The following is a 26893-nucleotide window of genomic DNA, read 5'->3' as shown; positions in this document are numbered from 1 at the left end:
ATTCAAAAAGGCCACCATTAATAAAAGGAACCTTGCTAAAAAGCTTTATAAATTCGTCCTCAGAGATAAGAAGTTTATTTTTGTATCTATAAAGAGTTTTTACTCCATAGTGCGTTTTATTTTCCAAAAAGGTTCCATCTTTTGTAAATTCTCTCTCTTCAGGATATCTATTTAAAGTTGCAAAAAACAAATTCTGAAGAACGGCATTGTAATAATTATCAACCTCTCCAAAGTCTTTGACTATCTTAGTCAAAAAGGATTCCTCAAAAATCTCTTCAGGAATTAACCTCTTTTCTTTCAAAAACCAAACAAAAATAAGCCTTGTAAGAAGCCTTATTAGATTTTCCTCAGAAACTCCCCCAGGAAACCAGACATTTTTTAGAGCCCAGGCATACCAGTTTTGGATTTCTGTATAGAATTCTTTGGTAAGGGGAAGGGTTGAAAAGGCTGAAATTAGGGTTTTTAATTGGAAAAAATCTCCCTCATATAGGGCTTTAAGAAAAGTTCTATATGGTCTTCCTCTTTCTACAAAATAGGTATACCTCTTGTAATAGCTGAAAGCTGTTTTGCCAGGTTCATAAATCTTATGAACCAAAGAAAACCTGAAATTTCCCTCTAAATCATAAAAGGTAAAAAGACCTGCATCAACCCCTATGTTGTCTGTTGTTCTTAAGATTTTTTTAGCAAGCTCAAATTGTCTTTTCTTGCTTGACCTATCAGAAAGCTCATACTCTACCTTTACACCAAAGGCTTTTAAAGTGTTATTATCTCTTAATCTAACCGTCAAAATTTCTCTTATATCCGAGAACTTTTCATCCTCAAAATGATAAAGCTCCTTTTCATAAAATTGAGGATCTAATTTTTTGAACTTCCAATAAAGAACATCATCTTTTAAGGTTTTTAAAGAAAAATTATGAACTAACTTCTCCAGAGCTTCACGAAGAATATCCCTTGACATTAGAACCCACCATCAATCTTTTGGTTTTCAATAGCAATTATTACCTCTTCTGGCTTTTCTTTAAGGAATTTTTCAATTTTATCGAGAAAATCTTCCCCTATCTCAGATTTTATTTCTTCTAATTTGCTAACAAGCTTTTCCAAAAGCCCTTTTAATTTCTCCTTGTTTCCTTCTTGCTCATAATTTCTTATTTTTTTACAGATATCTTCAAAATCTGCAATTTTTCCTATTACATATTCAGAGAGCGTACGATATCTTGTTATGTCTTCTATAAGATCTGAAATAAAGGAGTGATAATTATTGAGTTCTTCATAGGGCATTTCAAGAATTAGTTTTAATGCCCTTTGAGAGGACTCAAATAAATCTTTAGAAGATGTCCTAATATCATTCTTTGCAGGAAAAGATTTTTCAAGAATTTGATGATAAACTTCCCAGAAGTCAGAGCTTAAAGGTAACTGCCTTTCTTCAGGATGGGCTTTTATTTTCTCAAACACTTCTTCAAAGGTTGTAGTTTTTGCCGCTCTTTCATCGTATCTTTGATATCCAACGAAAAGGTCTTTACCTCTTTTGATAAAAACCATAAGTTCATTTTCTGATTCGGTTTTAGCAACTTTAATTCTACTTGGGAGATCTTTTAGGCTTTCAACAAGCTCACGATGCTCTGTTAAAATGCGGTCATATTCTTTAAACACTTTGGTATAGAAACTTTCCTCCTCTTCATCCTGAGGCTTAGTTGTAAGTCTCCGATAGAGTTCGGAGGCCTGGGGCTCTTCATCGGGACTAAAAATTTTGGCATCCTCACCAAGAACATTGTGAATCATGAACATTTTAGTTTGAGCAATTTCTCTTGACCGCACATAGTCTGCACCTTTTTGTGTTGGGAAAAAGTTTACAATGTAAATTTCATCATAGACCTTTTTGGCAATACGATTTATACGTCCAACTCTTTGAATAACTCTCACAGGATTCCAGGGAATATCATAGTTTATAACCTCTCCGGCTCTGTTTAAGTTAAAACCCTCTGAAAGTTTATCTGTTGTGAGAAGTATATCATACTCATCTCTTTGTTCTTTATATTGAGCATCAAAATTGGCATATATTTTTTTTATGATAGTTTTGCTTAAATTTCCAGCAGCTGTAAGAACTCGACTACCAAAGTGTTCATTAAGAATTTCTTTTAGATACTTTGCAGTATCTATATATTCTGTATAAATTACAACTTTTCTTCTCTTTTCGTTAAACTCTTTAACAACTTCTACAAGTTTCTGAGCCTTTGGATCTTCTTCAAGTAAATTTAGATCTTCCATTTCCTCCTTTAGCTCTTTGAATAACTGAATATCTGATTCAATATCCCTGAAGAATTCATCCCTTAATTTAAACTTATTGATATCATAAACTTTGTAAAAAGAAGAGTCCAATTTTTCCTCTTCTAATTGCTTTTTGTAGTTCTCTAATATTTCTAAAATTTCCTCTTCGTCTTTTTCATAAATTCGCTCTATAAGCCTCCTATCAAGAATAAATTTATTGGTTTTTTGAGCAAACTCTAAAGCTTTCTCATAAACTTTCATAAAATTCCCAAGGCTCTCATAGAAAGCTTTAAAACTACTTTCAAACCTTTTAACAAGAAGCCTTCGCATAAGATCATAAAGACTTTTCTGATAAGTATAGAGAAAAGGATCTTCCTTTTTTTCTAAATATATTTCTGGCTCGTCGAAAAGATCCCTTGAGATGCCCTTTTCATATAAAATTGGTAAATAAATAGCTCCTTTAAATCTTCCACCTTCATCAACAGTGTAAAATGAGTTTATAACTTTATCGTAAAATTCAAGTTGCTCATCTGTTAATTCATAAAAAGCCTCGATTGGGTCTTTTACCTCAGGAAATTCAATTCTCTCTTTATCTTTGAAATATTTTAAATCCAGGCGATTTCTCCTTATTACCACAGGCTCAAGAATAGAGCGAATTTTTCTTGCAATTTTTTTTACTCTCTGATTGACTTCGATCAGATGTTCTGAATTTAGAGAACTTACTTTTTTTAAGAAAAGATCTTGATAAAATCTTAGAGCTCTACTTTTGCGTTTAGGATCACTTGAATTCCAATATTTTTTTATATAGGCCAGTTTTTTGAATTCGGTTTCGTATTGTTTAAAGCGGGCTTCAAGATCTCCATCATAAACTATTGATGATTTTTTGGGAATAGTAAAAAGTTTAAGAAGAGCAAATATGTCTGATGGGCTGTTATTAAAGGGAGTTGCGGAAAGAAGAAGAACTGTTTTTCCTCTGCAAATTTCTCTCAAGTAGTGGTAGTTTTGTGTTCTTTCATTTCTAAAGCGATGAGCTTCATCTACTATGACCATTTCAAAATCGTGATTATTATTGACAAATTTCAGAGCATCTTCCAATTTTCCAAGAGACCATACCTCCCAATCCCAAAGTTTAAAATCTTCCAGATATTTTTTCCAACCTGAAGTTTTAGCATTATCTCCAATAAGATGTGGAGGACAAATCACTATTCCTCTTTTACCAAGAGCTTTGGCGGTAAGACATGCAATTATAGTTTTCCCAAGTCCCACAACATCTGCAAGAATGCAGCCACTGTGAGCTTCACAATTAGCAACTGCCTGAGAAACAGCTGAAAGTTGATAATCATAAGGTTTGTATTTCCTTTCAAGTAAAAGTCTTCTTAAATCTTGAACAGGATACAGACCTTGATGTAAATCTAAGTATATTTTTAACAAATATGCATAGGCTTCAAAAGGAGTTATGTTTCGGAAAAAAGTTTCATTCTCAAGAATTTCTATAAGTTTTTGGACATCTTCAGGAGTTAACTCAATAGCTCTTTCCCAAAAATTGTCAAAATAGTTTTTTGCATCCTCAAAACCATAATCTTTTATTTCTACATTAAATTCATCTTGGGATTCAAGACCTGCTCGCGTTAAATTGCTACTGCCTGTTATAAAAAGTCCTGGAAGTATGACCTTCGAATTTTCATCCATGCTGAATATGTATAATTTGGCATGATTGGGTTCTTTGGTTTTTCTAATAATGAGTTTATTTTCTAAAAGAAGTCTTTTGAAAAAATCAACCTGTTCATAAACCTCAGAATTATCAAGATCAGCTGAAGTAAAGGCTTTTTTAAAGGATTGAAAAAAATCATCTTTAATTATGTTTGAATTAAAAACTTTTAATCTTTTTGCACCTTCGTATATACCATAAACTCCACTATCAATATTAAGCCCTACAAGGATTTTAAGAAATCCTTCTTTAAGTTTGCCCTCTTCATAAAGTTCCCTTAAAATCTTGTATAAAACTTTAAAACCTGAAAAATAGAAAAAGCCTACCAGAAATTTAAGTTCAGCACTATTCTTAATTAGTTCCTTAAGTCGTTTTTCAAGATTCTTTTCAGAAGTATTGGTTATAAACATGTCAAATCCCATTTTTATATAACAGTAATTCCCTATTTGTCAAGCTTATTGCATCACATAAAAATCTATTCAAAAGGAGTTTTTACCTTTTTCTTGACACCGTGTTGTCCTTGCATCCCTTGTGGGTGCGAAAAGGAATCTGTAACGAATGGTATTTCAAGTAGATTTTAAATGAGGCAATTCGGGGGCTTGACAAAATTAGAATTTATGTTCAATAATTAGAATTATCTAATAAAATTGGAAAAATATATGTACCATTTATAGAAGGTTTAAATAAGGAGGCTTGCAATGAAGACATTGCTTGATATAGAGAATGGCAAAAAAGCCAAAATTGTAAAAATTTTAGGAGGAAAAGGTATTCGCCAACACCTTCAATGCCTTGGAATACATATTGGTGATATTGTGACATTGAAAAAAAGCTCTTTTCTGGGCGGTCCTGTGCTTCTGGAAGTAAATGGGGTTGATGTAGCACTGGGTAGAGGAGTTGCTTCAAAGATAGAAGTGGAGGAATTGTAATGAAAATCGCCTTTGTAGGACAGCCCAATGCAGGTAAAAGCACAATCTTTAATGGACTTGCAGGATATAAAACCATAACTGCCAACTTTCCAGGACAAACAGTTCATTATACAGTAAGCAAAGTAAAGGTTGGAGACGAAACCTTTGAAATAGTCGACTTACCGGGAATTTATTCTCTCACAGCCATTGATATGGCTGAACTGGAGTCAAGAAAATATATTTTGTCCGGACAGGCAGATGTTGTTGTAAATGTAATTGATGCCTCCAGTCTCTCAAGAAGCCTTGAACTTACACTTCAAGTTGCAGAGCTTCAGGTTCCAATGGTTATCTGTTTAAACATGGTAGACGAAGCTCGCAGAAAAGGCATTGAAATCAACAGTGAGAAACTCTCTCAAATTTTTGGAGTTCCTGTTATTGAAACTGTTGCAAATAAAGGAATCGGGCTTGATAAAATCTTTCCATCCGTAAAACAGGCTTACTATAAAAAACTTATTCCTAAGATACAGTATTTCCACAAAGATATAGAAGAAAAAATTGAAGAAATTGAAAAAATTATCCCATCGGAGTCTCTGCAAAATATTCCAAGAAGATATATTGCTGTAAAATTACTGGAAGGTGATAAAGAACTTTTTGATGAAATTAAAAAATTTCCTGAAATTCTGGAAAAAATTGAGAATATAAGAGAAGAAATTAAGGCAAGCCATGGAAGACACGCTGATACTGTTATATCCTCTGAAAGACATGCTCTTACAATGAATATCTTTGAAGATGTAGCAAAAGTGGGAGAGCCTTTAAAATCTTTCAGAGAGCGAATTGATGATTTGCTCACAAACAAATATCTTGGATATCCTTTATTGTTTTTAATTCTTTTTGGAATTTTCTTCATGGTTTTTGAAGTGGGAAAAATCATTGAAGAGCCTATCACAGATGCTTTTGATTCCTTGATTCAGAAATTGCCAGGGCTTATTGAAGAAAACACTTTATTATACTTTATTGTCAAAGGATTGCTTGAAGGCTTCTCTGGAGGAGTTGGCGTTGCCATTCCTTATTTAATACCATTTTTTATTGGATTAACTGTTCTGGAAGACATAGGTTACCTGCCAAGAATGGCTTTTTTGATGGATACAGTAATGCATAGAATTGGATTGCATGGAAAAAGTATTCTTCCATTTGTAATTTCCTATGGATGCAATGTTCCTGGAGTTATGGCGACAAGAATCCTCGAGTCTCCAAGAGACCGCTTTATTACAGCAACTCTCTCTGTTTTAATTCCGTGTGCAGCTCGAACAGCAATAATATTCGGATTAGTCGGAGCGTATATCGGAGGATTGGCTACTGCAGCACTTTATCTTTTTAATATTCTTGTAATTATGATTTTAGGTGCTGTGTTAACAAAATTTATTCCTGAAATTACTCCTGGCTTAATAATGGAAATTCCACCTTTAAGAATTCCTACATTAAAAAATGTTTTTATGAAAACATGGCTAAGACTCAAGGATTTTATGCTTGTTGCCTGGCCACTGCTAATCATAAGCAGTATTACTCTCAGTCTTCTGGAATATTTAAAGATAGATTTAATTTTAAACAAAATGGTTGCTCCTGTAGTGAGCTTGCTTCTTGGACTGCCTGAACAAACAGGAATTACGCTTCTTTTTGGAATTCTCAGGAAAGAACTTTCAATGATAATGCTTTTTCAGGCAATGCATACAACTGAGCTTAACACTGTGATGACAGATCTTCAATTAATTGTTTATACCATATTTACCCTCTTTTACATACCCTGCGTTGGAACAATTGGAGTACTGATAAAAGAACTTGGATTTAAGAGAATGATTTTCATCTCAGGCTTAACTACACTTATAGCATTAATACTGGCTGTGATTTCAAGAATAATACTGTCAGTGGTCATTTGATAAAAATCTAAAAATTTGCTATCTTTAAATTAAGGAGGCAGCTAAAAATAGCTAAAGTTTACGGCAATACAACAGGATTAAAAAAAAGCATTATTTATGCAATAGAAAAGCTTTACAGAAAAAAACAGCCTGTAGAAGTCTTTATAACTCCTGAATTAGCAAAATCTTTATGTGCTCTGTCCTTTGAAATTAACAGACAAATTGGAGTCTTAATTGACAGGGCAGGAAATATAACCCATGTTATAATTGGCACTGCTCATTCCATTTTAATCCCTTCACTTGAAGATTTTAATATAGGGAAAAAACCTTTAAGAGGCTTAAGATACATCCATACTCACTTAAATAAAGAAATGCCTGACAGAGAAGATATTACAGATCTGAGACTTTTAAGATTTGATGCTCTGGCTGTTTTAACCCTTGAAAAAGGACTCCCGGAGCTCATTCATATTGTTCATCTCTTACCTTATGGGAAAGAAAATCAAATTGAAGTTATTTCATCAAATTTTTACTCTCTAAGGCTTAATTTTAAAGAATTTATCAATAATCTTGAGGCAGAAATGAATAGAGCAAGAGCTATTGATGTAAACGATCCACGAGAAAAAGCTATTCTTATCAGTGTGTCAACAGCGCCAAAATACATTCTTGAAGAACACATGGAGGAATTAGAAGAACTCGCAAAGTCAGCTGATGTGCTCGTAATAGATAAAATCATTCAGAGGGTAAAACAGATAAATCCAAAATATCTTCTTGGAGAAGGTAAACTCAGAGAATTGATTATCAATGCAATGGATATGGGAGCAACTCTTCTTGTGTTTGATCAGAATTTAACGCCCTCTCAGATAAGAGCAATAACTGATATGACAGAGTTAAAAGTAATAGACCGTAGCCAGCTTATACTTGATATTTTTGCAAAGAGAGCTCAAACAAGAGATGGAAAAGTTCAGGTGGAGCTTGCTCAGTTAAGATATATGCTTCCAAGACTCACAGGTAAAGGAACTGCCATGTCAAGGCTTGCTGGTGGAATTGGAGGAAGAGGTCCTGGAGAGACAAAACTGGAGATTGATAGGCGGAGAATAAAGGAACGGATTCATCATCTTGAAAATGAACTTGAAAAACTCACACTGGCAAGACTGGAAAGAAAAAAACGCAGAAAGGAACTTTCTATTCCTATTGTTTCAATTATAGGTTATACAAATGCTGGCAAATCTACACTTCTTAATGCGCTTACAAAAAGTAATGTTTTTGTAGAAGATAAAATGTTCGCAACCCTTGATACATCTTCAAGAAGATTGAAATTTCCCGAAGAAAAGGAGCTTATAATTACTGATACAGTTGGTTTTATAAGAGACCTGCCAGAGGACCTTGTTGCAGCATTTAAGGCTACACTGGAAGAACTGGAAGACGCTTCTTTACTTATTCATCTTGTTGATATTTCAAATCCACAGTTTGAAAATCACATTGATTCTGTAAATAAAATCCTTAAAGAGTTGGAACTTGATACAAAACCTGTAATTCTTGTCTTTAACAAAATTGACAAAATTCCGTTTTTTGAGGTTAAGCAGATCTGTAGCAGATACAATGCAATAGGAATCTCGGCAAAAGACAGAAACACACTTATTCCATTAATAGATGAAATAAAAAACAGGCTTTGGCAAGAAGTTACCTGTAACGCTCCACTTTAAATTTGTAAATCTCCACATCAGGGTCATATGGATCAATACCTGCCTTCAGTTTGGCAATTCTTAGCTGATCATCAACAGTATTTACACCTTCTATATCTGGAAGAAGTAGACCCTTCTGCCATCCTTTTACTACAATAACTCCGTATTTTTTGGGATCAAGTTCATCAAGACTTTTTACAGGTTCTGGAGGACTTAATATATCCACCGAATATTCCAGATCTTCAAGCTCCTGAGGCTGAACAGGAGAAAAACGAGGGTCTTCAGTTGCTGCAGCTATAGCATTCCTCACTATTTCTGTGTATATATTTTCAGTGGCAGGCAAAAATGTGCCGATGCATCCACGAAGTTGACCTTTTTTCTTTATTGAAACAAATACTCCTGCTTTTCTTTTCATCTCAGCAGGAATATTTTTAGGAATTGGAGGTATTTTCCCGGTTGTCACATACTCTTCTACAGTTTTCTTAGCCAGTTCTACATAGGGATGCATAATTAAGTATATACCAACTTATGGATACAAATTCAATGATTTAACCATCAATATAGATTAAGGCTTTAATAGTTTGACAATTTAAATGGTTTTATGATATATCAATAAAAGATTGGGGAGTCGTCTAACGGCAGGACGGCAGACTCTGGATCTGCTTGTAGGGGTTCGAATCCTCTCTCCCCAGTATTTTTTAAAGGTCCCATCGTCTAGCCAGGTCGAGGACGTAGCCCTCTCAAGGCTAAAGCACGGGTTCGAATCCCGTTGGGACCGTTTTGCTTAAAAAATAACTACATATGAAAAAGTTGTTTTATTTAACAATTGTATTTTTTACTGTCAATTCTATCATGTGTTTTGCAGAGACCTTTTCTGTCTCGCAGGATACAACAATTATTGGAAAACTGCAAACTCATATAATAAAAAATAAAGAATCTCTCATTGAAATCGCAAGACATTACGATTTAGGCTATAACGAAATAGTAGATGCTAATCCTCTGATGGATCCTTTTGTTCCAGGAGATGGAAATAAAGCAATAATTCCTACTTTTTGGATCCTACCTGACAGACCAGCGAATTTTCAGGGAATAATTATAAATCTCTCTGAAATGAGACTTTATTATTTTCATAAAAAATCTAAAGAACAATTAGTGACAACATTTCCAATTGGCATAGGGGATGATGGAGTGGAAACTCCAGTAGGTAAATTCAAGATATCTCATAAAATTGTTAATCCTCCGTGGTATGTTCCTGAGTCAATCAGAAAAGAAAGGCCTGAGCTTCCAGCAGTGGTGCCTCCTGGACCTGAAAATCCTCTTGGAACACATGCAATGAGACTTTCAGGATTGAGTTATCTTATTCATGGAACAAACAGGCCATGGGCTGTTGGAAGAAAAGTTACCCATGGCTGCATAAGGCTGTATCCTGAAGATATTCCAAAACTTTTTGAAATGGTTCCTGTAGGAACTGAAGTTTTAATCGTAAGACAACCTGTAAAAGTTGGAAAAATTGGACAAGATGTCTATATTGAGGTGCACAGGGACGATCAGCTAAAAGATTTTGATTATCTTAAAGATGCAATGGAACAACTTGCTAAAAAAGGACTTTTAAAATATGTTGATACATTCAGACTTTACAATGCTGTTAAACAAAAAAGCGGAATTCCAACTTCCATAAGCATAAAAAATAAAGAGCCACAGATCCTGCCACAGGATCCATGGCTCTGAAAAAATTCTAAATTATTTCTTCTGCTGAAGCTCAAATGCCTTTCCTGCTTTCTGTGAAGCAGCCTCTGCTCTCTTTGCTGCATCTTCTGCTCTCTGTGCTGCAGCCTCTGCTCTCTTTGCTGCATCATCAGCCTTAGTGCAGCAGTCATCAATCTTTTTGTCAAGAGCATTAACCTTTGATTCAAGATTGTTTACCTTTGATTCAAGCTTACCTATTCTGTCAACAAGAGGATCAATCTCCTGCTTCACATAATCCTTTGTTGCGCAACCAAAAGCAAAAATGAACATTGCTGCTACCATAACGGTTAAAAGTTTTTTCATTCTGTCTCACCTCCTTTCCTAACAAAATCTTAATTAATACAACTTTAGCTCAAATTTAAAAATTTTTCAAGCCTTTTTTAAATATCCTTCTATAAGAATGTCAGATGATATTCTTTTTATTTTTAAATTCTCAATTTTAAAGGCTTCGTTAAGATCTTTATAAATTTTTCCACCAATACTTGGATAAGAATCTGCACCTCCTATTATCTTTGGTGCAATAAAAATCATGAATTTATCAACAATTCCACTCCATAAGGCATAGCTATTAAGTGATGAGCCTCCTTCAATCATCAAAGAAGTAATCTCTCTTTTGCCAAGCTCTTTCATAAGCCATTTTAAATCAACTTTTTCAGAAGAAAAAAAGAGAATTTCTATGCCTCTGCTTTGTAAGATTTTTACTTTATCATCAGTTAATTTACTTTCATGCACTATAGCTATTGTATCTGGTGGAGGAGTGTAGACATGGTAATTTAAAGGGATTACCAATTCAGGGTCTATAATAACTCTTAATGGATTTTTGCCTCCTTTTATTCTTGATGTAAACATTGGATTGTCTTTCAGCACAGTTCCACAGGCAGAAAGTAAAGCATCAACTCTTGAACGCATAAGATGTACAAGTTTTCTTGATTTTTCTGAAGTAATCCACTTAGATTCACCTGTAGGAGTTGCAATCTTACCATCAAGTGTCATTGCTATTTTTAGAATTACAAAAGGTGTTTTAGTGGTTATGTATTTTATATAAAACTCGTTTAATTTTTTAGCTTCTTCCTCACAAATTCCTTCAATTACTTCAATTCCGTGAGACTTTAATATCTCTATACCTTTTCCTGATACCTTTGGATTCGGATCTCGCATGGCAATTACAACTTTTTTTATACCTGAACTTATAATCGCATCTGTACAAGGAGGTGTTTTTTTGTCTCTGTGACAGCATGGTTCAAGTGTTACATAGAGGGTTGCACCATGTAAAGACTCTTTTGCACTCATTATAGCTTCAGCTTCTGCATGGGGTAAGCCTGCTTTTTTATGATATCCCTCTGATATAATCTTCCCATCTTTTACAATCACAGCACCAACCATTGGATTTGGAGAAGTTCTCCAGTTTCCCTTTTTTGCAAGAAAGAGTGCTCTTTTCATAAAGAATTTATCATCCAACATATTTCATTGTAACATATGAATAATTTTTTTCTGTGCTTGCCCTGATGGCATTGATTTTTTAAAAATGATTCTGTATAATATGAAAGTCATGAATTTGTTCACCCAGAGAGAACAGATAAAGGGAGTTTTAGAGTCCTTGCTGTTCGTCGCAGAAAAACCTCTCTCAATAAAATTTCTCCATACCATGTTAAACATTCCTGAAACTTATCTTAAAGAAGTAATCAATGAACTTGCTGAAGAATATAGAGCCAGAAATTCAGGAATTATGATTATCAAAATGGAAGATTCCTATCAGATGCTTACAAATCCCCAGTATGCCGAATGGATAAAAATATTTAAACAGCATACAAACAATAAACTCTCCGAACAGGCACTTGAAACACTCGCTATCATAGCTTATAAACAACCAATTACCAAAGCTGAAATAGAAAAAATAAGGGGTGTAAACTCTGATTATGCAATAAAAACTCTGATTGAAAAAAAACTTATAAAAATTGTAGGTAAAAAGGAAGTGCCTGGCAGACCTTTTCTTTATGGAACTACGAAGGAATTCTTGAAAACTTTCGGTATTTCAAGTTTAAATGAATTGCCAGCAGTTTTTGATTTTAATAATGCTAACGCTGCATAAGGAGGTGATTTATGAGTAAAATATTTGTCTTTTTAATAATAATTCTTTTTCCCTGCCTTGTATTTGCCCAGACTTACACAGTAAAAAAAGGTGACAGTATTTATAAAATTGCAGAGAAATTTAATGTTTCCGTTAATGAAATAAAAAAGGCAAATAATCTAAAAAGCAATAAACTGCAAATAGGAATGAAACTGCAAATTCCTGAAAAAAATGAAAAAAAATCTAATTCAAAATCAATAAATGAAAACAAACCACAGTATCACACTGTGAAAAAGGGTGAAACACTGTATAGAATTGCAAAAAAATACAATATATCAGTAGATGAACTTAAAAGACTCAATAGCTTAAGCAGCAACAAACTTAGGACAGGACAGAAGCTTTTAGTAAAGGCTCAAAATGATACAACACAAAACCTATCAATAAGAGAGAATGAAAAAGTTCCAACCATTCATTCAGCTAAATTAGATATAGAAGAAAAGAAAGAAGAATTAGAAGAGATAAAAGCATCGGAAAATATCTCTCAGTTGAGCATAACAGAAAGATTGCTTCTTTTTGCCAAAAAGATGCTTCATCTACCATACAGATTTGGTGGAAATAGTTTTAGCGGATTTGACTGCTCCTTTTTTGTTAAAAAAGTTTATTCAATGGTTGGAATTGAACTGCCAAGAAGCGCAAGAGAGCAGTTTACTATGGGAGTTCCTGTAAAAAAAGATGAACTCCAACCAGGAGACCTTGTATTTTTCAGAACCTATGCAAAATTTCCCTCTCATGTTGGAATTTATCTGGGAGACAACTTGTTCATCCATGCATCAACGAGATCAAAAAAGGTAACAATTGACAGTTTAGAAGCTCCCTATTATCTGAGCAGATTTATTGGTGCAAAAAGAATTCTTGGAATTGATAAGGAATCCATTGAAAAAGCTATCGAGGAAGTTAAAAAGCAGGAAAATTAATTAGAATACATTATCTTACCCATATCACGAGTATCATATCCACCAAGGAAGTTCACTGCTTTTTTAAACTCTTCGTCTTCTTTTATGACTTTTAAAACTGCCTGAATTATTGGCAATTCAAGAAAATCCTGAGGAATCAAAACATCGTATCTTTCTTCAGTAATAGGAATAAAATCAAGTCCAAGAGCTTCGGCAGCGGAAAGAATGCCCAGTCCCACATCAGCTCTTCCAGTAAGCACTGCTGAAGCAACTGCCATGTGGGTGTATTCATCTCTGTCATAACCTTTTATAGCATCAGGAGATATCCCAAGTTCCTTTAAATGTTTATCAAGAAGAAGTCTTGTGCCTGAACCTGCCTGTCTGTTTATAAAAACTACATCGTCACGAGTAAGATCTTCAAATCCTTTAATGTTTTTTGGATTACCTTTTTTAACGATAAAACCCTGAATTCTATAAACAAGATTAATAAGAACAACTTTTTTCTCTGGCAAAAGTCTTTTTATAAAAGGCACATTATACTCCCCGGTTGCTTCATCAAGAAGATGAGTCCCAGCAATATGTGCTTCACCTTTTTTAATTGCAATAAGACCTCCCATTGAACCAACATGTGCAGATGAAAGAGTTACTTGGGGAAATCTTTTTCTTAAAAAATTATACAAAACATCAAGAGTATTATCATGACTGCCAATGCAGACTACAGTATTGTCAATCTCCTCTTTGCTACGCCATAAATAAACGGGTATCTCAGACCCCTGAGAGAATCCTTCTGAACCTCTGGGAACAACAATATATCCATCAGCTCTAACAACACTCATTAAAAGTCCTGCACCTCTTCCCATTGGAGTTACAATGTATTTATCTCCTACCCTACCCACCTTCACTCTTACAAATTCATCAACCCCTATGCTTGATGATATCTGTCTTGAAAGTATTGCCTTAAGTACTTCTTCTTTTTTTGTTGATACACCAAGATAAAGCTCTATAAGAGGTTTAACAAAAATGTCAAAGCATAAGAAGGCTGATACAGGATAACCCGGTATTCCTAAAACTGCTTTCTCTCTAATAAATCCTGCAATAAAGGGTTTACCAGGTTTTATGGCAACACCATTTATGATAACTTCACCAAGTTCATTGATTACTTTATAAGTAAAATCTTCCTTTCCATATCCAGAACCAGCATTCAACAAAACAATGTCACACTCGTTTAAAGCATGCAAAATTGCATTTTTTATTTTATCTTCCTCATCTGGAACTACTGAATAAATTTTAGCTTCAGCTCCCACCTCAGTTACGAGACTGCTAAGAACGGCTGAATTATACTCTATAAGCTCAGGAGGATTTGGCATTCTCTCTTTAATTGTTTCAGCGTCAATTAGTTCTGAACCTGTTGGAATTATCCCAATAACAGGCTTTCTGCGAACTTTTATCTCTGTTATTCCGCTTGCAAGCATTGCTCCAATGTCAGCAGCACGCACAACATGACTTTCAGGAATAATTAACTCTGTTGCCACAATATCTTCTCCAATAGGTCTTACATCATTGTAAGGAGGCACAGATGCATAAATCTCTATATATCCATTCTTTATATTGACATCTTCCACTGGTATTACTGCATCAAAATCCTCTGGAAGTGGGTCTCCTGTTTCAATCCAGTGAGCATCAACACCAATTTTGAGCCTTACTGGCTCTCTCTCAGTTGCAGTGAAAGTATCACGAGCTCTAACAGCATATCCATCCATTGCAGCAGAATGAAAATAGGGTGAGGAAAATTTCGCAAAAACAGGCTCTGCTGTGACTCTTCCTAAGGCGGATTTAACCGAAATTACTTCTGCATCAATGGGAATTGAAACCCTTTCTTTAAAAAAATTTAAAAGCCTCTGTCTTGCCTCATCCAAAGATATAAGTTCATGAAAAACCTTCTTACCCATTATGCAATTGTTCTTAAACCTATAATATTTGGAGATCTTCTTATGTAGCCACGCTTCTGAACCACAATATCAAGAGGCAAACTAACCAGGTCAATTAAAAATGGATCTCTGTATTTCATATAATGATCTTCTTTAAAGCTTTTTATGTAAGTATTACATTCAAGACAGAGTTCAGCTCTTATTTCTTCATCATCAAGAAGGATTTCTATTCTGGTTGAATCTTTATTAAAACAATATGGACATCCAATCCTGAAAAAGCTTCCTCTATGCCCACAAAGTGGACAGATCATTATTTTTTCATTATTCTCTGTAATCATTGCAAGAGATGAATCTGTTCCACAGACTGGGCATTTTCCTGTATCCATAAAAGATGCCTGCTCGCCTTCTTTTCTTAAAAAGACAAAAAAGGGCTTGCTTAATATAAAAAGCATTCTTTCAGCTTCTTCCTTTGAAATCTCCTCGCCTTGAATCTGAAGTGTCCACAAACTATGAGGCTCCTTAACAGGATTTTTACCGCTTTTTAAAATCTCATCCTTTAAGAACAAAACTGATTCATAGGGGATCTGAAAAACTAATGAGAAATTTTTAAGAACAATATCAATCAATGCAGTATCGCTGTCAAGATTTAGCATTTCTTTGTCTTTTTTGCACTGTTCTGTTAAATTTTTAATTTTTCCATAAAATTCAAGGGGGCTTCGTAAATATGGTTTTTCGTTTATTACTTCTTCAATTTTCATATCTCCTCCAGGTTTATGGAATTTCTGGTGGTTTTATATTCAAATCATCACCAGATAGAGCTTCCACAAGAAAGGTTTTCAGTGCTTTCTTTTCATCATCAGTTAAATTAAGAGGTTTCAACACCTTATTCCCCTTTCCTCCGCCTTTATTAAAGAAATCAATTACCTCGTCAAGGCTCTTAAATATACCATTATGCATATAAGGTGCGGTTTTTGCAACTTCTCTTAAGGTAGGAGTTTTAAAAGCTTTGTAATCCTTTTTTTTCTTCGTTTTAAAGTATCTTCCAAGGTCCTCTTTTACATTCATGTAGTCTGGATATCTATTAATTTTAGCCACATAGCGCCTTGTAGTTATAAACTTTGGCTCATTAACATATTTTGGATTTTCTGGAACCTCCAAAGCATGAAATTCCTGATCACTGAGATAAGCTCCATAATGGCATTCTATACATTTTCCTTTTCCTGTAAAGATTTTAAGTCCCTTTTTAGCTTCTGCAGTTAATGCATTTTCATCTCCCCTTAAATAACGGTCAATTGGTGCATTTCTCGATATTAGCGTTCTTTCAAAGGCTGCAATTGCTTTTGCAATAAGTTTTATATTTACATCATTACCAAAAATTCTCTTAAAGGCTTCTCTGTATTCAGGAACAATTCTTATTTCTTCCTCTAAAAAATCAAGATTCTGGTTCATTTCAAAAGCTGACATAATTGGAAACTCTGCCTGTTCTTCAAGAGTCTTTGCTCTTCCATCCCAGAAAAGATATTTTGCATAGGCTACATTCATTAAAGTAGGAGCATTTCTGAAGTTTCTTGTTGTTGGATAACTGAGAGATATTTCAGAACCATCTGTAAATGCTTTTTCAGGATCATGGCAATTGGCACAGCTTGTAGTTGCATCTCCTGAAAGTCTTCGGTCAAAGAAAAGCTTTTTACCAAGTTCAATTTTCTCTGAAGTCATTGGATTGTCCTTTGGAACAGGTGGAGGAGGAAGGGGTTCAAGTTGTTTTTTCTTTTTGTCAGAGGCAAAGCCTTCAATATGGAAATAGATAAAAAAAACAAAAATAGCGCAGAGAAAGTAAATGATGCTATTTTTTAGTAGCACTTTTAAGTTCTTGTAAAATAATTTCCTTGAAATAATCATAGTCTCTTACTCCAAGAATTTTTAATCCATTGATATAAAAAGCAGGAGTTACATAAAGTTCCATCTCCTTGGCGAGTTTCAAATCTCTTTCAATGATTGAAGCACCTTCTTGATTGTCTATTGCCTTTATAAATTTTTCAATATCAAGATTGAGTTCTTTTGCATATGCTATTAAAGATTCCCTGTCAAGCTTTGGAGATCTTTTTATTAATAATTCATGCATTTCAGCAAATTTTCCCTGCTTCCATGCTTCAACTGCGGCCTCTGCTGCAACTCTTGAATAATCTCTGTAGCGATATGGGAAAAACTTAATCACAAGTTTTACCTTTCCTGTAAACTCTTTAACCAATCCTTCGATGGTCGGACCGACCTCAACACAATGCGGTCATTGATAGTCAATAAATTCAACAATGGTAACGGGTGCATTCTCATATCCAATATAAGGTGATTCTTCCAGAGGCAAACTGTATCTTTTTTCAGCTGCAAAAGAACTGGATAAAATAGATAAAACTAACAAAATCAACAAAAGCTGTTTAATAATTTTCATATTTTTTCTCCTAGTGTTTAATTATAACACATTTAATCATACAATATCAGTCTCGTAAATTCGCAAAGTTTTATACCTACGGGCATTAATTATCTGGGTCAGATTAATTGTATCAAAGTTATCTTCAAGAATCCACGAAAATTCAACTTTTTTAAAGCCATATTTTCTGGCACCCTTGAAAGCTTCCCTGAGCATTATTGATTCCACTCCTTTGTGTCTCATCTCTTTTTTTACTCCAAAAAGAAGAAGCCTTATTGATTGAATTTTCCTTCTGTAATACAGAGCCTTAATTATTGCCCATGGCGTAAGTCTTCCTTTTATTTTTCTTAATACTTCATTAAAATCAGGAATGGCACCAAAAAAACCAACAGGCTTACCTTCTTTTTCAGCAACAATAACCAATTCTGGCAAAGCTATTGGCTTTAGCTTTTCAGCCATGTAATCAATTTCTTCCTTTGTTATAGGAATAAATCCCCAATTTGAAGCCCATGCTTCATTATAAACTTCCATGAATGCATAAAGCTCTTCAGTTAAATTTTTTAATTTCACTGTTCTTGCCATGATTCCCTGTTTTTCAGCAAACTGTGCGATTCTTTCAATCTTTGAAGGAAGCATCTCAGGAACATCAGCTAAAAAACAGTAAAGATCCTTTGCCTTTTTCATTCCATAGGATTCAGCAAGACTGTTGTAATATGGTGGATTATAGGGAATCATTATCATCGAAGGACAATCAAATCCTTCATAAAGAAATCCGCATTCTTCATTTGTTGAAAGATTCATTGGACCACGCATTATGGAAAGATTATTTTCTTTAAGAAACTCCTTTGCTTTATTAAATAAGGCATTTGCAACAGCCTGGTCATTTATGCACTCAAAAAGACCAAAAAAGCCTACATTGTCCTTATGATATTCAAGATGAGCATAATTAACTATGGCAGCGATTCTTCCTGCAGGTTTTCCATCCTTGTAAGCAATATAAAATTTAGCCTTTGCTCTTTTAAAAAAAGGATTTTTCGCAGTAAGATGCTCTATCTGATCTTTAATTAATGGAGAAGCGTAAAAGGAATCCTCTTTATAAAGTTTCAATGGCAGGGTTACGAATTCTCTGAGCTGTTTCTTATTTATAATTTCTTTTATTTCCAAAGCCCTTCATCCAGAAAAACTTTTTAAGCTCCAATCCTGCACAGGATATAATTAAAGTGTAAATTTCATTACCTTTTATTGTCAATATAAACATTTGAAACTGATGAAAGAGGTTGTTTCTTACAAATGCTTTTGAACTTTGTGTTAAAAAGGGAATCCCTGAGTTCAGAGGCTGAGACAAGTAAGGTATAAGAGCTGCTTATCTGAAATCTCTTTTTCTTTATTCGGTATTTTAGGCTATAATAAAAGCTTATGGAGATAGAGTTTTTAAGAGACATCGGACAAAGACTGTTTAAAGAAATCTCTCTATTTAAGCCTCAGTTCAATACAACTGCCTTGGGAAGAGGTGCCTCGGGAGATACCACATTTCCCATTGATAAATTGGCTGAAGACAGAATAATTGAGGCATTTGAAAAAGCAGGCGCCAAAATTAATATAATTTCCGAGGAAAGAGGCTCAAAACTAATACAGGAAAATTATCCAAGCCTTATAATTGACCCAATTGATGGTAGTAAAAACGCTGTATCAGGCATTCCATTTTTTTCTACATCAATTGCAATAGCTGAGGGAGAAACTTTAAAAAGTCTTAAATTAGGTTACATAATAAACCTCGTAAATGGTGATGAATTCTGGGCTAAAAGAGATGATGGCGCTTTTTTCAATGGACAGAGGATTAAAACCAGAGACAATACAATGCCTGTAATAATTGCCTTTGAAGCATCAACTCCACATAATGCTGTAAAGCAAATTCTTCCTGTACTGAAAATCGCAAACAGAGTAAGATGTTTTGGAAGCACTGCCTTGGATCTTGCATATCTTTCCCGAGGAGCTTTGAGCATATTCATTGTTCCAACACCATCAAGAATATTTGATTTTTCAGCAGGTGTGTTAATCGCAAAAGAATCCTCTGCAATCGTCACAGACATTGAAGGTAATTCAATTGAAAATCTGAAAATTGCCTTTAATACGAAAACAACCCTGTTAGTTTCTGCCAATGAAACACTTCATAAAAAAGCTCTGGATTTAATAAAATAAACAGTGAAGCACTCATCTATGAAAAAATTGTCTTTCGCTGTCGGAATAACTTTTTTTATTTTCATTGTTGAGATTATCGGTGGACTAATAAGTAATAGTCTTGCTCTGTTCAGTGATGCTGGACATGTTTTTACAGATGCTTTTGCATTGATTTTAAGCCTTATTGCCTCAATTATTACTAAAAAACCATCTGGCAGAAAAGCTACCTATGGATATCATAAAATTGGAATACTTGCCGCATTTATAAATGGAGTAAGTCTTATTGTAATTGCCGGTTTGATATTTTTTGAGGGTTATCAAAGACTGCTTAATCCTCCAAAAATTGACTCTGATATAATGCTTCCTGTAGCAGTATTTGGTTTTCTGGGAAATCTTCTTATGGCGTGGATTCTTGGGCACAGGCACGAAGATTTAAATATTAAAAGTGCGTGGTTACATGTAATTGGAGATACTATATCATCAGCAGGTGTCATTATAGGAGGCTTAATTATAAAATACACAGACTGGCTAATAATTGATCCAATAATAAGCTGGTTTATAGGCTTTATTATAATTACTGGAGGAGTAAGAGTTATTAAAGATTCCCTCTGGATTTTTCTTGATTTTGTTCCAAAGGGATTTGATGTGGAGGAAATAACAGAGAAAATTAAAAAAATTAAAGGAATTATTGATATTCATGATATTCATATCTGGTCAATTGGTTACGGTGTTCCAGCCTTTTCAGCTCATGTGGTAGTTGATAATCAGCTTTTAAGTGAAGCTGATAAAATAAGAAAAAAGATTGAAAAGGAACTGGTGAGCATAGGCATTAAACACAGTGTCATTCAAGTAGAATGTATTAAGTGCGAAAATAGTTCAATTTATTGTAATTTTGAAAATCATAAACACCACTGAATTTTTTAAGCATTTGTTCAACCTGAAACTGAAGGTTTAAATGAAGCCCTTCCAGTTGCCTGAGTTTTTTTAGTTTTTCCAGTGGAATCTGTTCTTTGATTTTATCACAGATGAAATTTATACAAAAGGCATCTCTTGCAAAGAGGACACATCCTGATTCATTAAGAAAAAGACACATGTCAGGAAATTCAGGTTCCTCGGGAATTTTTACTCCATACAGGAGATTTATTAAAAGAAGCTCGTCAGAGTATTTAAATTCTATATTCTTTCCGCAACAGGCTTTACCTTCCTTCCCACATTGAGCACATATTAAACTCATTCCACAGACAGTTCGTTCTCTGTTTTCCTGAATGATAAATTCTTTTAGCTGATTAAGTAGCGGTTGTATTCTGGATAACTGTCCTTTTGTCTCAAGTTCTTTTATCCTGTTTTTTAAATCTTCTATTTTTTCAGTTATAAGATGCATAAATAATTTTAACCTGTGAGCATCTTCAATTATGATAAAATATTTAAATGCAGAGTTTAATTATAATTATTTTATTGCTTCTTCCATCTCTTATTTTTGCCAGTGAATCAGCCTATGTTTTTGTTATTGACGAAAACTATAATCCAGTGCAAGGTTATAAACTCCTTGAAACTCAGAGAGATGATATTTATATCAGTAAGATAGAACCTATAAAAAAATGGATTACTACTTTGCGTTCGCAATTAATTGTTGTACAGGATGGTTATGTTTATCCTGTAAGAGATTCCATTATTGTGGATAAAAAAAAGGGAATTGCATTGCTACTGATTGATTTTTCACAGAGAAAACCTCTTTATTTTAATCCAGAAGAATTTTTAATTGACAGAGACATAAATGTGCTCATTGCAAATAAAAAGGTAACCTATTTAAAAGTTAAAACCCTATTTCCTTCAGAAATAAAGAAAGAAGCCAAAAAAGGAAAAATTTCTGATTATACTGCTTTAGCTGAACAATACGAAAAAACAGGGCAGTGGAACATGGCTTTATCAGTTTATGAAGACATACTCAAACAAAAGCAAGAGAGCAACATTATAAATAAAATTGGTGTTCTTTATTACCGTCTTGGCAATTTTAAGAAAGCAAGGGAATACTTTCAGATGCTTTCAAAGGATGAAAAGACTATTGCGAGGCTTGTTGGAATCTGTATTATTGAGAAAGATTTTGAAGAAGCTTTAAAACTTATCAATAACTCAGGCTTAAATTCTGCTTATATGCATTATCTTAAAGGTATTATTTATTATTTAATCGGCAATAAAGATAGAGCTTACATAGAAGTCTTCATGCTCATTCCTCTGAACAATGAACTTGCTCAAAACCTCAGAGATCTTCTGAGATAGGCTAATCTACAGGCTTTAAATCAAGAATTTTTTCCACATTGAAGTTTCTTTCCTCATTTCTGAGCATACAGAATGCTTTTAAACCAAGAAATGTCTTATCACCGTACTGCATTGGTCCTATGTAAATAGGCTTTAGCAGTCTTTTTGACTTTATATCTGTAGATTTAAGATAAACAATCTCTAATTTTTTCCCATTCTTTATGGCATTCTCTATTATTGAGATTTTTTCCTGAATGGGAAGATTTTTTTCTGCATGTTTATACTGAAATTGAGTGAGAAATCTCACAATTCTCCTGTCAAGAAGAACATGTTTCTGGCATACAGGTCTTTTTAATATCAGTCCGTCCAGAGAGCGACATCTTGAAAGTGCCACATAAAGCTGTCCATGAGAAAAAGTTCCTCTTCCTATGTCAAGTATTAATTTATCAAAAGTTAAACCCTGACTTTTATGAATTGTTATAGCCCATGCAAGCTTCAGCGGATATTGAGTAAACTGTCCAACAGTGTGAGTTAAAATTTTTTTCCTTTCTTTATCATAGTAAAATTCATACATCTCCCAGGTAAAAGGAGTAACCTCAACAGTTTCTCCATTTTGAAGTTCAACAACTATTATATCTGGTTCAATTTTTCTTGACTTTATCTCAACTATTTTTCCTATATCTCCATTTATCCATCTTCCTTTTAAATTATTATTAAGAAGCATTACCTGAGAGTCAACTTTAAGTATAAGTTCCTGTGATGTGGGAAGGTCCTGTTCTTTGAATTCTCCATCAACAAAGCCATAATACTTGAATTCTTTATTTTTTATCTTTGAAAGCTTCTCCGAATTTATCTTTTCTGCCATTTTATTTGTTGTCGTAAGATAAACATAAAAATCGTTCTCATCTGGCTCGAAATCAGGATTAAACCTTTTATTCAGTCTTTCAATGATTTCATCGTTAACAGTGTTGTTTCTTATTGAATTGAGAATTTCAAGGAATTGAATGTCAGACTGTCTATAAACCTTTTCAAGCTCAATGAATTCAAATTCAGATTCATTAAAAACACCGGAGCTAAAAAAATAGGGAGTTTTATAAAATTCTCTGAAAATGGTCTTTTCTTTTGATGTTACAACAGGAGGTAGCTGATATAAATCACCAATGAAAATCATCTGAATTCCGCCAAAGGGCTTATTTTTCTTTGGACCATGGATTCTTAAAAAAGCATCAATGCAATCAAGAATATCAGCCCTTACCATTGATATTTCATCAATAACAATACAGTCAAGTTTTTTATAAAGATCTGGATGCCTTGGCTTTATCTCCTTTATTTTATGAATGGTGATGTCAGGTTTGAAATTAAAAAAAGAATAAATTGTCTGTCCTTTAACATTTACTGCTGCTACTCCTGTTGAGGCAAGAACTGCAACTTCTTTTTTTGTATTTTCTCTGAAATAATTTAAAAATGTTGATTTTCCTGTCCCTGCCCTTCCTGTTATAAATAGGTTTTTATCTGTGTTTTCCGCTAAGTTTAAAGCTTTAAGAAATTCATCATTTAACTCAATCTCATTCATGGCAGTATCTCTATTGTAGTCCCATCAGGAACCATCCTCCATATTTCATCCATTTCTTCATTTGTAACAGCAATACAGCCTTCAGTCCAATCATCAATTATGTGATATTTGCCAAGATATTCCACTTTTTTGGAAAGCCCATGTATCATTATTCCACCACCAGGGTTCACCTTCAGTCTTGCTGCCTGTTCAATATCTTTTTCATTGGGATACGATATCTTGAGTGCCTTATAAAAACTACTATTGGGATTTCTTCCCACTATGTAATATCTTCCTTCAGGAGTTTTTCCATCTCCCTGAGATGTTTTTCTTCCCGAAGGATTTTTTCCAAGAGCAACTCTATAGGCTTTGAGTATCTTACCCTCCTTCATGAGAAACATCACTCTTTTTGATTTGATAACAATAACTAAATCAGCTGTTTCATATGCAAAGGCATTGTTAAAAGAAAAAATGAAAATTAAAACGCTAAAAAGAAGCATTCTTAAGAGCATCTTTGCAAGAACAGTTCCTTTCATGGGGTAGTTTTTTGATAGTTTCTCTTATAAGTAAACCCAGCGTATCAAGTGAATTTTTCATTGTTTCAACAACTTCTTTAACTGTGAGAGGCAGTTTTGATATTCCAGCAGCATAATTACCAACAACAGCAACTGCAGCATAGCAAATTTCTAATTCTCTTGCCAGCACAGCCTCTGGCATAATTGTCATACCAATAATATCAGCACCCATATTTTTAAAAAATCTTATTTCAGCAGCTGTTTCAAGTCTTGGACCAGTTACACATATGTATGTCCCATGGGGAATTACATCAATTCTAAATCTTTTTGCTGTTTCTAATAAATGCTCTCTCATTTCACTGCAGAACGGTTCTGTAAAATCTATATGAACGACCTTTCCTTCTTCATAGAAAGTATTAGGTCTCATTCCTTGAGTTAAATCTATTATTTGATGAGGAATCACAATACTACCTGGTGGTATGTTTTCGTTTAATGAACCTGTGGCAAAAACTCCGAATATCCTTTCTATGCCGCAGAGTTTAAATCCATAAATATTGGCTCTGTAATTAACTTTATGGGGTGGTATGCTGTGCCTTTCACCGTGACGCCTGAGAAATAGGACTTTTATGGTTTCAATTTCTTCTATTTCATAGGGAGAAGAAGGTTCACCATAGGGAGTTTTTATGGTGATTACTTCTTTTTTTACCTCTGATTCACTGAGTCCGCTACCACCAATTATTCCTATTTTCACCTGTTTTATGCTCTGCATTTATTTATAAATGCGCCCAGGAGGATTTGAACCCCCGACCTACGGATTCGTAGTCCGCCGCTCTATCCTACTGAGCTATGGGCGCTAAAAATATTATAACATAGTTTATTTACTCTCAGAGGAGACCTTTATTACTGTTTTTACATTTCCTCGTGGATTAAAATCACCTATTACCTCCAAGGCTCTTGGTTGAAGAAGGTTATATAGGTCTTCATAAATTTTATTTGTTACCGCTTCATGAGAGATGTATTTGTCTCTGTAGGAATTAAGATAAAGTTTTAAAGATTTAAGTTCAACAATTTTTTTATCAGGAATATAACTTATCCTTATTGTTGCAAAATCAGGATATCCAGATCTTGGGCATAAACAGGTAAATTCAGGAAAACTTATCTCAATTCTGTAATCCCTCTCTGGATATGGATTATCCCATGCTTCAAGTTTAGCTTCTTTTATAGCTTTTTCACCGTAAAGCATTTTCCATTTCTCCTTGTAAACATTCTAATACAAGATTTTTCAAAGCTTCAATGAATTTTGAAGAAGTATTCAATGAGTCAACCCGATAAAGTTGCAATCCTAAATCATTAGCCATTTTTTTATATACAAAATCAATCTCATAAAGAGTCTCAATATGATCAGAAACAAAACTTACAGGAACTATCAGAATTTTTCTTATTTCTGTTTTGGTTAGTTCTTTAATCACTTCTTCAGTTGAAGGCTTTACCCACTGAATAGGTCCTGTTGTACTCTGAAAGCATATTTTAAAATCTTTTAACCTCATTTTACTGGCAATGGCATTTACAGTTTTTTGCACTTCTGAAATATAAGGGTCTCCTTTTTTATGAAGGGAAAGAGGAATTCCATGGGCACTGAAAAGAACAAAACACTCACCACCATGCCTTTCAAATGCCTTTTCAATTTGTTCAATCCATGCTTCAATAAATAAAGGATAATCACACCAGGAACTTATTATCTTGAATTCAAAATTTCCCTTTGTAAGCTTCTTGAATCTCTCAACAGCTGAAGATGTAGTGGCACTGCAAAACTGCGGATAAAGTAAAACTGCCACAACTTTTTTTATGTTTGATTTTTTAAACTCCTCCACAGACTCTTCAATAAAAGGATGCCAGTATCGCATCCCAACGAGAACTTTAAATCCCTCTCCCAAGGCTTTCTGAAGAGCCTCTGCCTGTGCCTCTGTGATTTCTTTTAAAGGAGACTTTCCACCAATTTTTTTATAAGCTTTTTTTACTTTACCTGCTCTTACATTAGAAATAAGCCATGCAAGAGGTTTCTGCATAAATCCAAAGTTTGCTATGTAAGGATCAGTAAAAAGGTTATAAAGAAAAGGTTTAACTGCGGACAGGCTGTCAGGTCCGCCCATATTAAGTAACAACACTCCGATTTTATCCATTCCATCTCCTGTAAAGATTGTTTTCAATTCCCATGCTGTCAAGAAGTTTTCCCACTATAAAGTTCACCATATCATCAATTGTTTGAGGATTATGATAAAATGCAGGCATGGGTGGTACTATAATAACTCCAATTCTGGCAAGTTTCAGCATATTTTCAATATGAATGGCACTGAGGGGAGTTTCTCTTGGAGAAATTATAAGTCTTCTTCCCTCTTTAATTATTACATCAGCAGCTCTTGTTATTAAATTGTCAGCGTAACCAGTAGCAATTGCAGAGAGAGTTTTCATTGAACATGGAACAATAAACATCCCCCGGGTTTTATAAGAGCCACTTGCCACAGAAGCATCAATCTGATTTTCAGAATAAATTTTTATGTTTGGATCTCTAAACTTCTCTTTAAACTCATGTAAACTTTTAATTTCTGTCTCATGCTCCATTACCTTTATGGCAGAGCTGGATAAAATTACTAATACTTCAAAATTTTTAGAAATTTCCTCAAGAAGTCTTATTCCATAAATTATGCCTGAAGCTCCTGTTATTGCCAGTATTAATTTTTCCATTATTTTATCCTAACATATTGATAAACCTTCTTGAAAATAAATTAAAATAAAAGAGGC

25 protein-coding genes, 3 tRNA genes and 2 pseudogenes are annotated in these 26893 nt (G+C 34.1%); 11 read left to right on the top strand and 19 right to left on the bottom strand.

The genetic code is table 11. The features are described from left to right. Positions 1-958: pseudogene (locus ACP5O9_RS05225) on the bottom strand (Eco57I restriction-modification methylase domain-containing protein); the annotation flags it as partial. After that, positions 958-4395, bottom strand: coding sequence for a helicase-related protein (locus tag ACP5O9_RS05220; RefSeq protein ID WP_428723561.1), 3438 nt, complete (start codon positions 4393-4395; stop codon positions 958-960). The gene ACP5O9_RS05220 and the pseudogene ACP5O9_RS05225, both read right to left, overlap by 1 nt. A 276-nt stretch (positions 4396-4671) precedes the next feature. Here ACP5O9_RS05220 and ACP5O9_RS05215 point away from each other — a divergent pair, with 276 nt between their 5' ends. The 3 genes from ACP5O9_RS05215 (at position 4672) to hflX (ending at position 8494) form a co-directional block, all read left to right on the top strand. Then, entirely contained in the window at positions 4672-4899 is a 228-nt protein-coding gene (locus ACP5O9_RS05215) for a FeoA family protein (RefSeq protein WP_353685603.1), read from the top strand. Next, positions 4899-6812, top strand: a complete 1914-nt coding sequence (gene feoB / locus ACP5O9_RS05210) for a ferrous iron transport protein B (RefSeq protein ID WP_428723560.1) — start codon at positions 4899-4901, stop codon at positions 6810-6812. The genes ACP5O9_RS05215 and feoB overlap by 1 nt, the downstream gene beginning before the upstream one ends. Positions 6813-7162: 350 nt before the next feature. Then, a complete protein-coding gene (gene hflX, locus ACP5O9_RS05205; RefSeq protein WP_428723559.1) occupies positions 7163-8494 on the top strand; it encodes a GTPase HflX in 1332 nt (443 codons plus the stop codon). Here hflX and amrA read toward each other — a convergent pair. After that, the gene (amrA, locus tag ACP5O9_RS05200; RefSeq protein ID WP_353685606.1) at positions 8472-8981 is read right to left on the bottom strand and encodes an AmmeMemoRadiSam system protein A; all 510 of its coding nucleotides are present in this window, start codon (positions 8979-8981) and stop codon (positions 8472-8474) included. The two genes, hflX and amrA, sit on opposite strands and share 23 nt — an antisense overlap. Before the next feature lie 113 nt (positions 8982-9094). Here amrA and ACP5O9_RS05195 point away from each other — a divergent pair. The 3 genes from ACP5O9_RS05195 to ACP5O9_RS05185 all read left to right on the top strand — a co-directional run bounded on the left by ACP5O9_RS05195 (position 9095) and on the right by ACP5O9_RS05185 (position 10201). Continuing rightward, positions 9095-9165 (top strand) — tRNA-Gln (locus ACP5O9_RS05195). Between the two features lie 11 nt (positions 9166-9176). Next, a tRNA-Glu gene (locus ACP5O9_RS05190) sits at positions 9177-9251 on the top strand. Between the two features lie 23 nt (positions 9252-9274). Further along, entirely contained in the window at positions 9275-10201 is a 927-nt protein-coding gene (locus ACP5O9_RS05185; RefSeq protein WP_428723558.1) for a L,D-transpeptidase family protein, read from the top strand. Positions 10202-10213: 12 nt separating this feature from the next. Here ACP5O9_RS05185 and ACP5O9_RS05180 read toward each other — a convergent pair whose 3' ends face one another. Continuing rightward, on the bottom strand, positions 10214-10522 hold the full coding sequence (locus ACP5O9_RS05180; protein ID WP_428723557.1) for an Lpp/OprI family alanine-zipper lipoprotein: 309 nt from the start codon (positions 10520-10522) through the stop codon (positions 10214-10216). Between the two features lie 66 nt (positions 10523-10588). Then, complete coding sequence (gene ribD, locus ACP5O9_RS05175; RefSeq protein ID WP_428723556.1) at positions 10589-11659, bottom strand: bifunctional diaminohydroxyphosphoribosylaminopyrimidine deaminase/5-amino-6-(5-phosphoribosylamino)uracil reductase RibD; 1071 nt, start codon at positions 11657-11659, stop codon at positions 10589-10591. Between the two features lie 109 nt (positions 11660-11768). Between ribD and scpB the strand changes: the two genes are divergently transcribed. Together scpB and ACP5O9_RS05165 are read left to right on the top strand one after the other, a co-directional pair. After that, positions 11769-12308, top strand: coding sequence for an SMC-Scp complex subunit ScpB (gene scpB / locus ACP5O9_RS05170; protein ID WP_353685610.1), 540 nt, complete (start codon positions 11769-11771; stop codon positions 12306-12308). 11 nt (positions 12309-12319) lie between these two features. Further along, positions 12320-13261 carry a LysM peptidoglycan-binding domain-containing protein gene (locus tag ACP5O9_RS05165; RefSeq protein WP_428723555.1) on the top strand — a complete coding sequence of 314 codons (942 nt, stop codon included), beginning with the start codon at positions 12320-12322 and terminating at the stop codon, positions 13259-13261. On the opposite strand, the gene ACP5O9_RS05160 is transcribed toward ACP5O9_RS05165, so the two are convergent. The 6 genes and pseudogenes from ACP5O9_RS05160 to ACP5O9_RS05135 form a co-directional block, all read right to left on the bottom strand. Continuing rightward, on the bottom strand, positions 13258-15189 hold the full coding sequence (locus ACP5O9_RS05160) for a molybdopterin biosynthesis protein (RefSeq protein WP_353685612.1): 1932 nt from the start codon (positions 15187-15189) through the stop codon (positions 13258-13260). The two genes, ACP5O9_RS05165 and ACP5O9_RS05160, sit on opposite strands and share 4 nt — an antisense overlap. Further along, on the bottom strand, positions 15189-15926 hold the full coding sequence (gene fdhE / locus ACP5O9_RS05155; RefSeq protein WP_424904483.1) for a formate dehydrogenase accessory protein FdhE: 738 nt from the start codon (positions 15924-15926) through the stop codon (positions 15189-15191). Before fdhE ends, ACP5O9_RS05160 begins: the two co-directional genes overlap by 1 nt. A 13-nt stretch (positions 15927-15939) precedes the next feature. Continuing rightward, entirely contained in the window at positions 15940-17028 is a 1089-nt protein-coding gene (locus ACP5O9_RS05150) for a cytochrome-c peroxidase (RefSeq protein WP_428723554.1), read from the bottom strand. Beyond that, positions 17012-17440, bottom strand: a pseudogene (locus tag ACP5O9_RS05145) (DsbA family protein); the annotation flags it as partial. The pseudogene ACP5O9_RS05145 and the gene ACP5O9_RS05150, both read right to left, overlap by 17 nt. A gap of 12 nt (positions 17441-17452) precedes the next feature. After that, positions 17453-17614 carry a hypothetical protein gene (locus tag ACP5O9_RS05140; protein WP_353685616.1) on the bottom strand — a complete coding sequence of 54 codons (162 nt, stop codon included), beginning with the start codon at positions 17612-17614 and terminating at the stop codon, positions 17453-17455. Between the two features lie 36 nt (positions 17615-17650). Then, positions 17651-18757 (bottom strand): GNAT family N-acetyltransferase, encoded by a 1107-nt coding sequence (locus ACP5O9_RS05135; protein WP_424904481.1) that lies wholly within the window; start codon positions 18755-18757, stop codon positions 17651-17653. Between the two features lie 252 nt (positions 18758-19009). Here ACP5O9_RS05135 and ACP5O9_RS05130 point away from each other — a divergent pair, with 252 nt between their 5' ends. After that, entirely contained in the window at positions 19010-19792 is a 783-nt protein-coding gene (locus ACP5O9_RS05130; RefSeq protein ID WP_428723553.1) for an inositol monophosphatase family protein, read from the top strand. An 18-nt stretch (positions 19793-19810) separates the two neighbouring features. Further along, positions 19811-20686, top strand: coding sequence for a cation diffusion facilitator family transporter (locus tag ACP5O9_RS05125; RefSeq protein ID WP_353685619.1), 876 nt, complete (start codon positions 19811-19813; stop codon positions 20684-20686). Here the strand turns inward: ACP5O9_RS05125 and ACP5O9_RS05120 are convergent. Then, positions 20631-21152, bottom strand: a complete 522-nt coding sequence (locus ACP5O9_RS05120; protein ID WP_353685620.1) for a hypothetical protein — start codon at positions 21150-21152, stop codon at positions 20631-20633. The genes ACP5O9_RS05125 and ACP5O9_RS05120 overlap by 56 nt on opposite strands. Before the next feature lie 47 nt (positions 21153-21199). On the opposite strand from ACP5O9_RS05120, the gene ACP5O9_RS05115 reads away from it, so the two are divergent. Beyond that, complete coding sequence (locus ACP5O9_RS05115; protein WP_428723552.1) at positions 21200-22048, top strand: tetratricopeptide repeat protein; 849 nt, start codon at positions 21200-21202, stop codon at positions 22046-22048. A gap of 1 nt (position 22049) precedes the next feature. Here ACP5O9_RS05115 and ACP5O9_RS05110 read toward each other — a convergent pair whose 3' ends face one another. The 7 genes from ACP5O9_RS05110 to ACP5O9_RS05080 all read right to left on the bottom strand — a co-directional run bounded on the left by ACP5O9_RS05110 (position 22050) and on the right by ACP5O9_RS05080 (position 26836). Continuing rightward, the gene (locus tag ACP5O9_RS05110; protein WP_428723551.1) at positions 22050-23600 is read right to left on the bottom strand and encodes an AAA family ATPase; all 1551 of its coding nucleotides are present in this window, start codon (positions 23598-23600) and stop codon (positions 22050-22052) included. Next, complete coding sequence (locus ACP5O9_RS05105) at positions 23597-24115, bottom strand: L,D-transpeptidase family protein (protein WP_353685623.1); 519 nt, start codon at positions 24113-24115, stop codon at positions 23597-23599. Before ACP5O9_RS05105 ends, ACP5O9_RS05110 begins: the two co-directional genes overlap by 4 nt. Beyond that, the gene (gene mtnP / locus ACP5O9_RS05100) at positions 24066-24863 is read right to left on the bottom strand and encodes an S-methyl-5'-thioadenosine phosphorylase (protein WP_424904478.1); all 798 of its coding nucleotides are present in this window, start codon (positions 24861-24863) and stop codon (positions 24066-24068) included. The genes ACP5O9_RS05105 and mtnP overlap by 50 nt, the downstream gene beginning before the upstream one ends. An 11-nt stretch (positions 24864-24874) precedes the next feature. Next, positions 24875-24948: transfer RNA gene (locus tag ACP5O9_RS05095), tRNA-Arg, on the bottom strand. A 20-nt stretch (positions 24949-24968) separates the two neighbouring features. After that, a complete protein-coding gene (gene queF, locus ACP5O9_RS05090; protein ID WP_353685625.1) occupies positions 24969-25337 on the bottom strand; it encodes a preQ(1) synthase in 369 nt (122 codons plus the stop codon). Continuing rightward, a complete protein-coding gene (gene hemH / locus ACP5O9_RS05085; RefSeq protein WP_353685626.1) occupies positions 25324-26316 on the bottom strand; it encodes a ferrochelatase in 993 nt (330 codons plus the stop codon). Before hemH ends, queF begins: the two co-directional genes overlap by 14 nt. After that, positions 26267-26836, bottom strand: coding sequence for a UbiX family flavin prenyltransferase (locus ACP5O9_RS05080; RefSeq protein WP_428723550.1), 570 nt, complete (start codon positions 26834-26836; stop codon positions 26267-26269). Before ACP5O9_RS05080 ends, hemH begins: the two co-directional genes overlap by 50 nt. Between the last annotated feature and the right edge of the window lie 57 nt (positions 26837-26893).

The organism is Thermodesulfovibrio sp. (assembly GCF_049969575.1).
Lineage (GTDB): Bacteria > Nitrospirota > Thermodesulfovibrionia > Thermodesulfovibrionales > Thermodesulfovibrionaceae > Thermodesulfovibrio > Thermodesulfovibrio obliviosus.
The sequence above is the reverse complement of the archived record's forward strand: the minus strand, read 5'-3'. Positions and strand labels throughout refer to the sequence as shown.

Coding starts and splice junctions, on each gene's coding strand:
- ACP5O9_RS05220 (WP_428723561.1), bottom strand. CDS start 4,395: ATGGGATTTGACATGTTTATAACCAATACTTCTGAAAAGAATCTTGAA.
- ACP5O9_RS05215 (WP_353685603.1), top strand. CDS start 4,672: ATGAAGACATTGCTTGATATAGAGAATGGCAAAAAAGCCAAAATTGTA.
- feoB (WP_428723560.1), top strand. CDS start 4,899: ATGAAAATCGCCTTTGTAGGACAGCCCAATGCAGGTAAAAGCACAATC.
- hflX (WP_428723559.1), top strand. CDS start 7,163: ATGCCTGACAGAGAAGATATTACAGATCTGAGACTTTTAAGATTTGAT.
- amrA (WP_353685606.1), bottom strand. CDS start 8,981: ATGCATCCCTATGTAGAACTGGCTAAGAAAACTGTAGAAGAGTATGTG.
- ACP5O9_RS05185 (WP_428723558.1), top strand. CDS start 9,275: ATGAAAAAGTTGTTTTATTTAACAATTGTATTTTTTACTGTCAATTCT.
- ACP5O9_RS05180 (WP_428723557.1), bottom strand. CDS start 10,522: ATGAAAAAACTTTTAACCGTTATGGTAGCAGCAATGTTCATTTTTGCT.
- ribD (WP_428723556.1), bottom strand. CDS start 11,659: ATGAAAAGAGCACTCTTTCTTGCAAAAAAGGGAAACTGGAGAACTTCT.
- scpB (WP_353685610.1), top strand. CDS start 11,769: ATGAATTTGTTCACCCAGAGAGAACAGATAAAGGGAGTTTTAGAGTCC.
- ACP5O9_RS05165 (WP_428723555.1), top strand. CDS start 12,320: ATGAGTAAAATATTTGTCTTTTTAATAATAATTCTTTTTCCCTGCCTT.
- ACP5O9_RS05160 (WP_353685612.1), bottom strand. CDS start 15,189: ATGGGTAAGAAGGTTTTTCATGAACTTATATCTTTGGATGAGGCAAGA.
- fdhE (WP_424904483.1), bottom strand. CDS start 15,926: ATGAAAATTGAAGAAGTAATAAACGAAAAACCATATTTACGAAGCCCC.
- ACP5O9_RS05140 (WP_353685616.1), bottom strand. CDS start 17,614: ATGAAAATTATTAAACAGCTTTTGTTGATTTTGTTAGTTTTATCTATT.
- ACP5O9_RS05130 (WP_428723553.1), top strand. CDS start 19,010: ATGGAGATAGAGTTTTTAAGAGACATCGGACAAAGACTGTTTAAAGAA.
- ACP5O9_RS05125 (WP_353685619.1), top strand. CDS start 19,811: ATGAAAAAATTGTCTTTCGCTGTCGGAATAACTTTTTTTATTTTCATT.
- ACP5O9_RS05120 (WP_353685620.1), bottom strand. CDS start 21,152: ATGCATCTTATAACTGAAAAAATAGAAGATTTAAAAAACAGGATAAAA.
- ACP5O9_RS05115 (WP_428723552.1), top strand. CDS start 21,200: ATGCAGAGTTTAATTATAATTATTTTATTGCTTCTTCCATCTCTTATT.
- ACP5O9_RS05110 (WP_428723551.1), bottom strand. CDS start 23,600: ATGAATGAGATTGAGTTAAATGATGAATTTCTTAAAGCTTTAAACTTA.
- ACP5O9_RS05105 (WP_353685623.1), bottom strand. CDS start 24,115: ATGAAAGGAACTGTTCTTGCAAAGATGCTCTTAAGAATGCTTCTTTTT.
- mtnP (WP_424904478.1), bottom strand. CDS start 24,863: ATGCAGAGCATAAAACAGGTGAAAATAGGAATAATTGGTGGTAGCGGA.
- queF (WP_353685625.1), bottom strand. CDS start 25,337: ATGCTTTACGGTGAAAAAGCTATAAAAGAAGCTAAACTTGAAGCATGG.
- ACP5O9_RS05080 (WP_428723550.1), bottom strand. CDS start 26,836: ATGGAAAAATTAATACTGGCAATAACAGGAGCTTCAGGCATAATTTAT.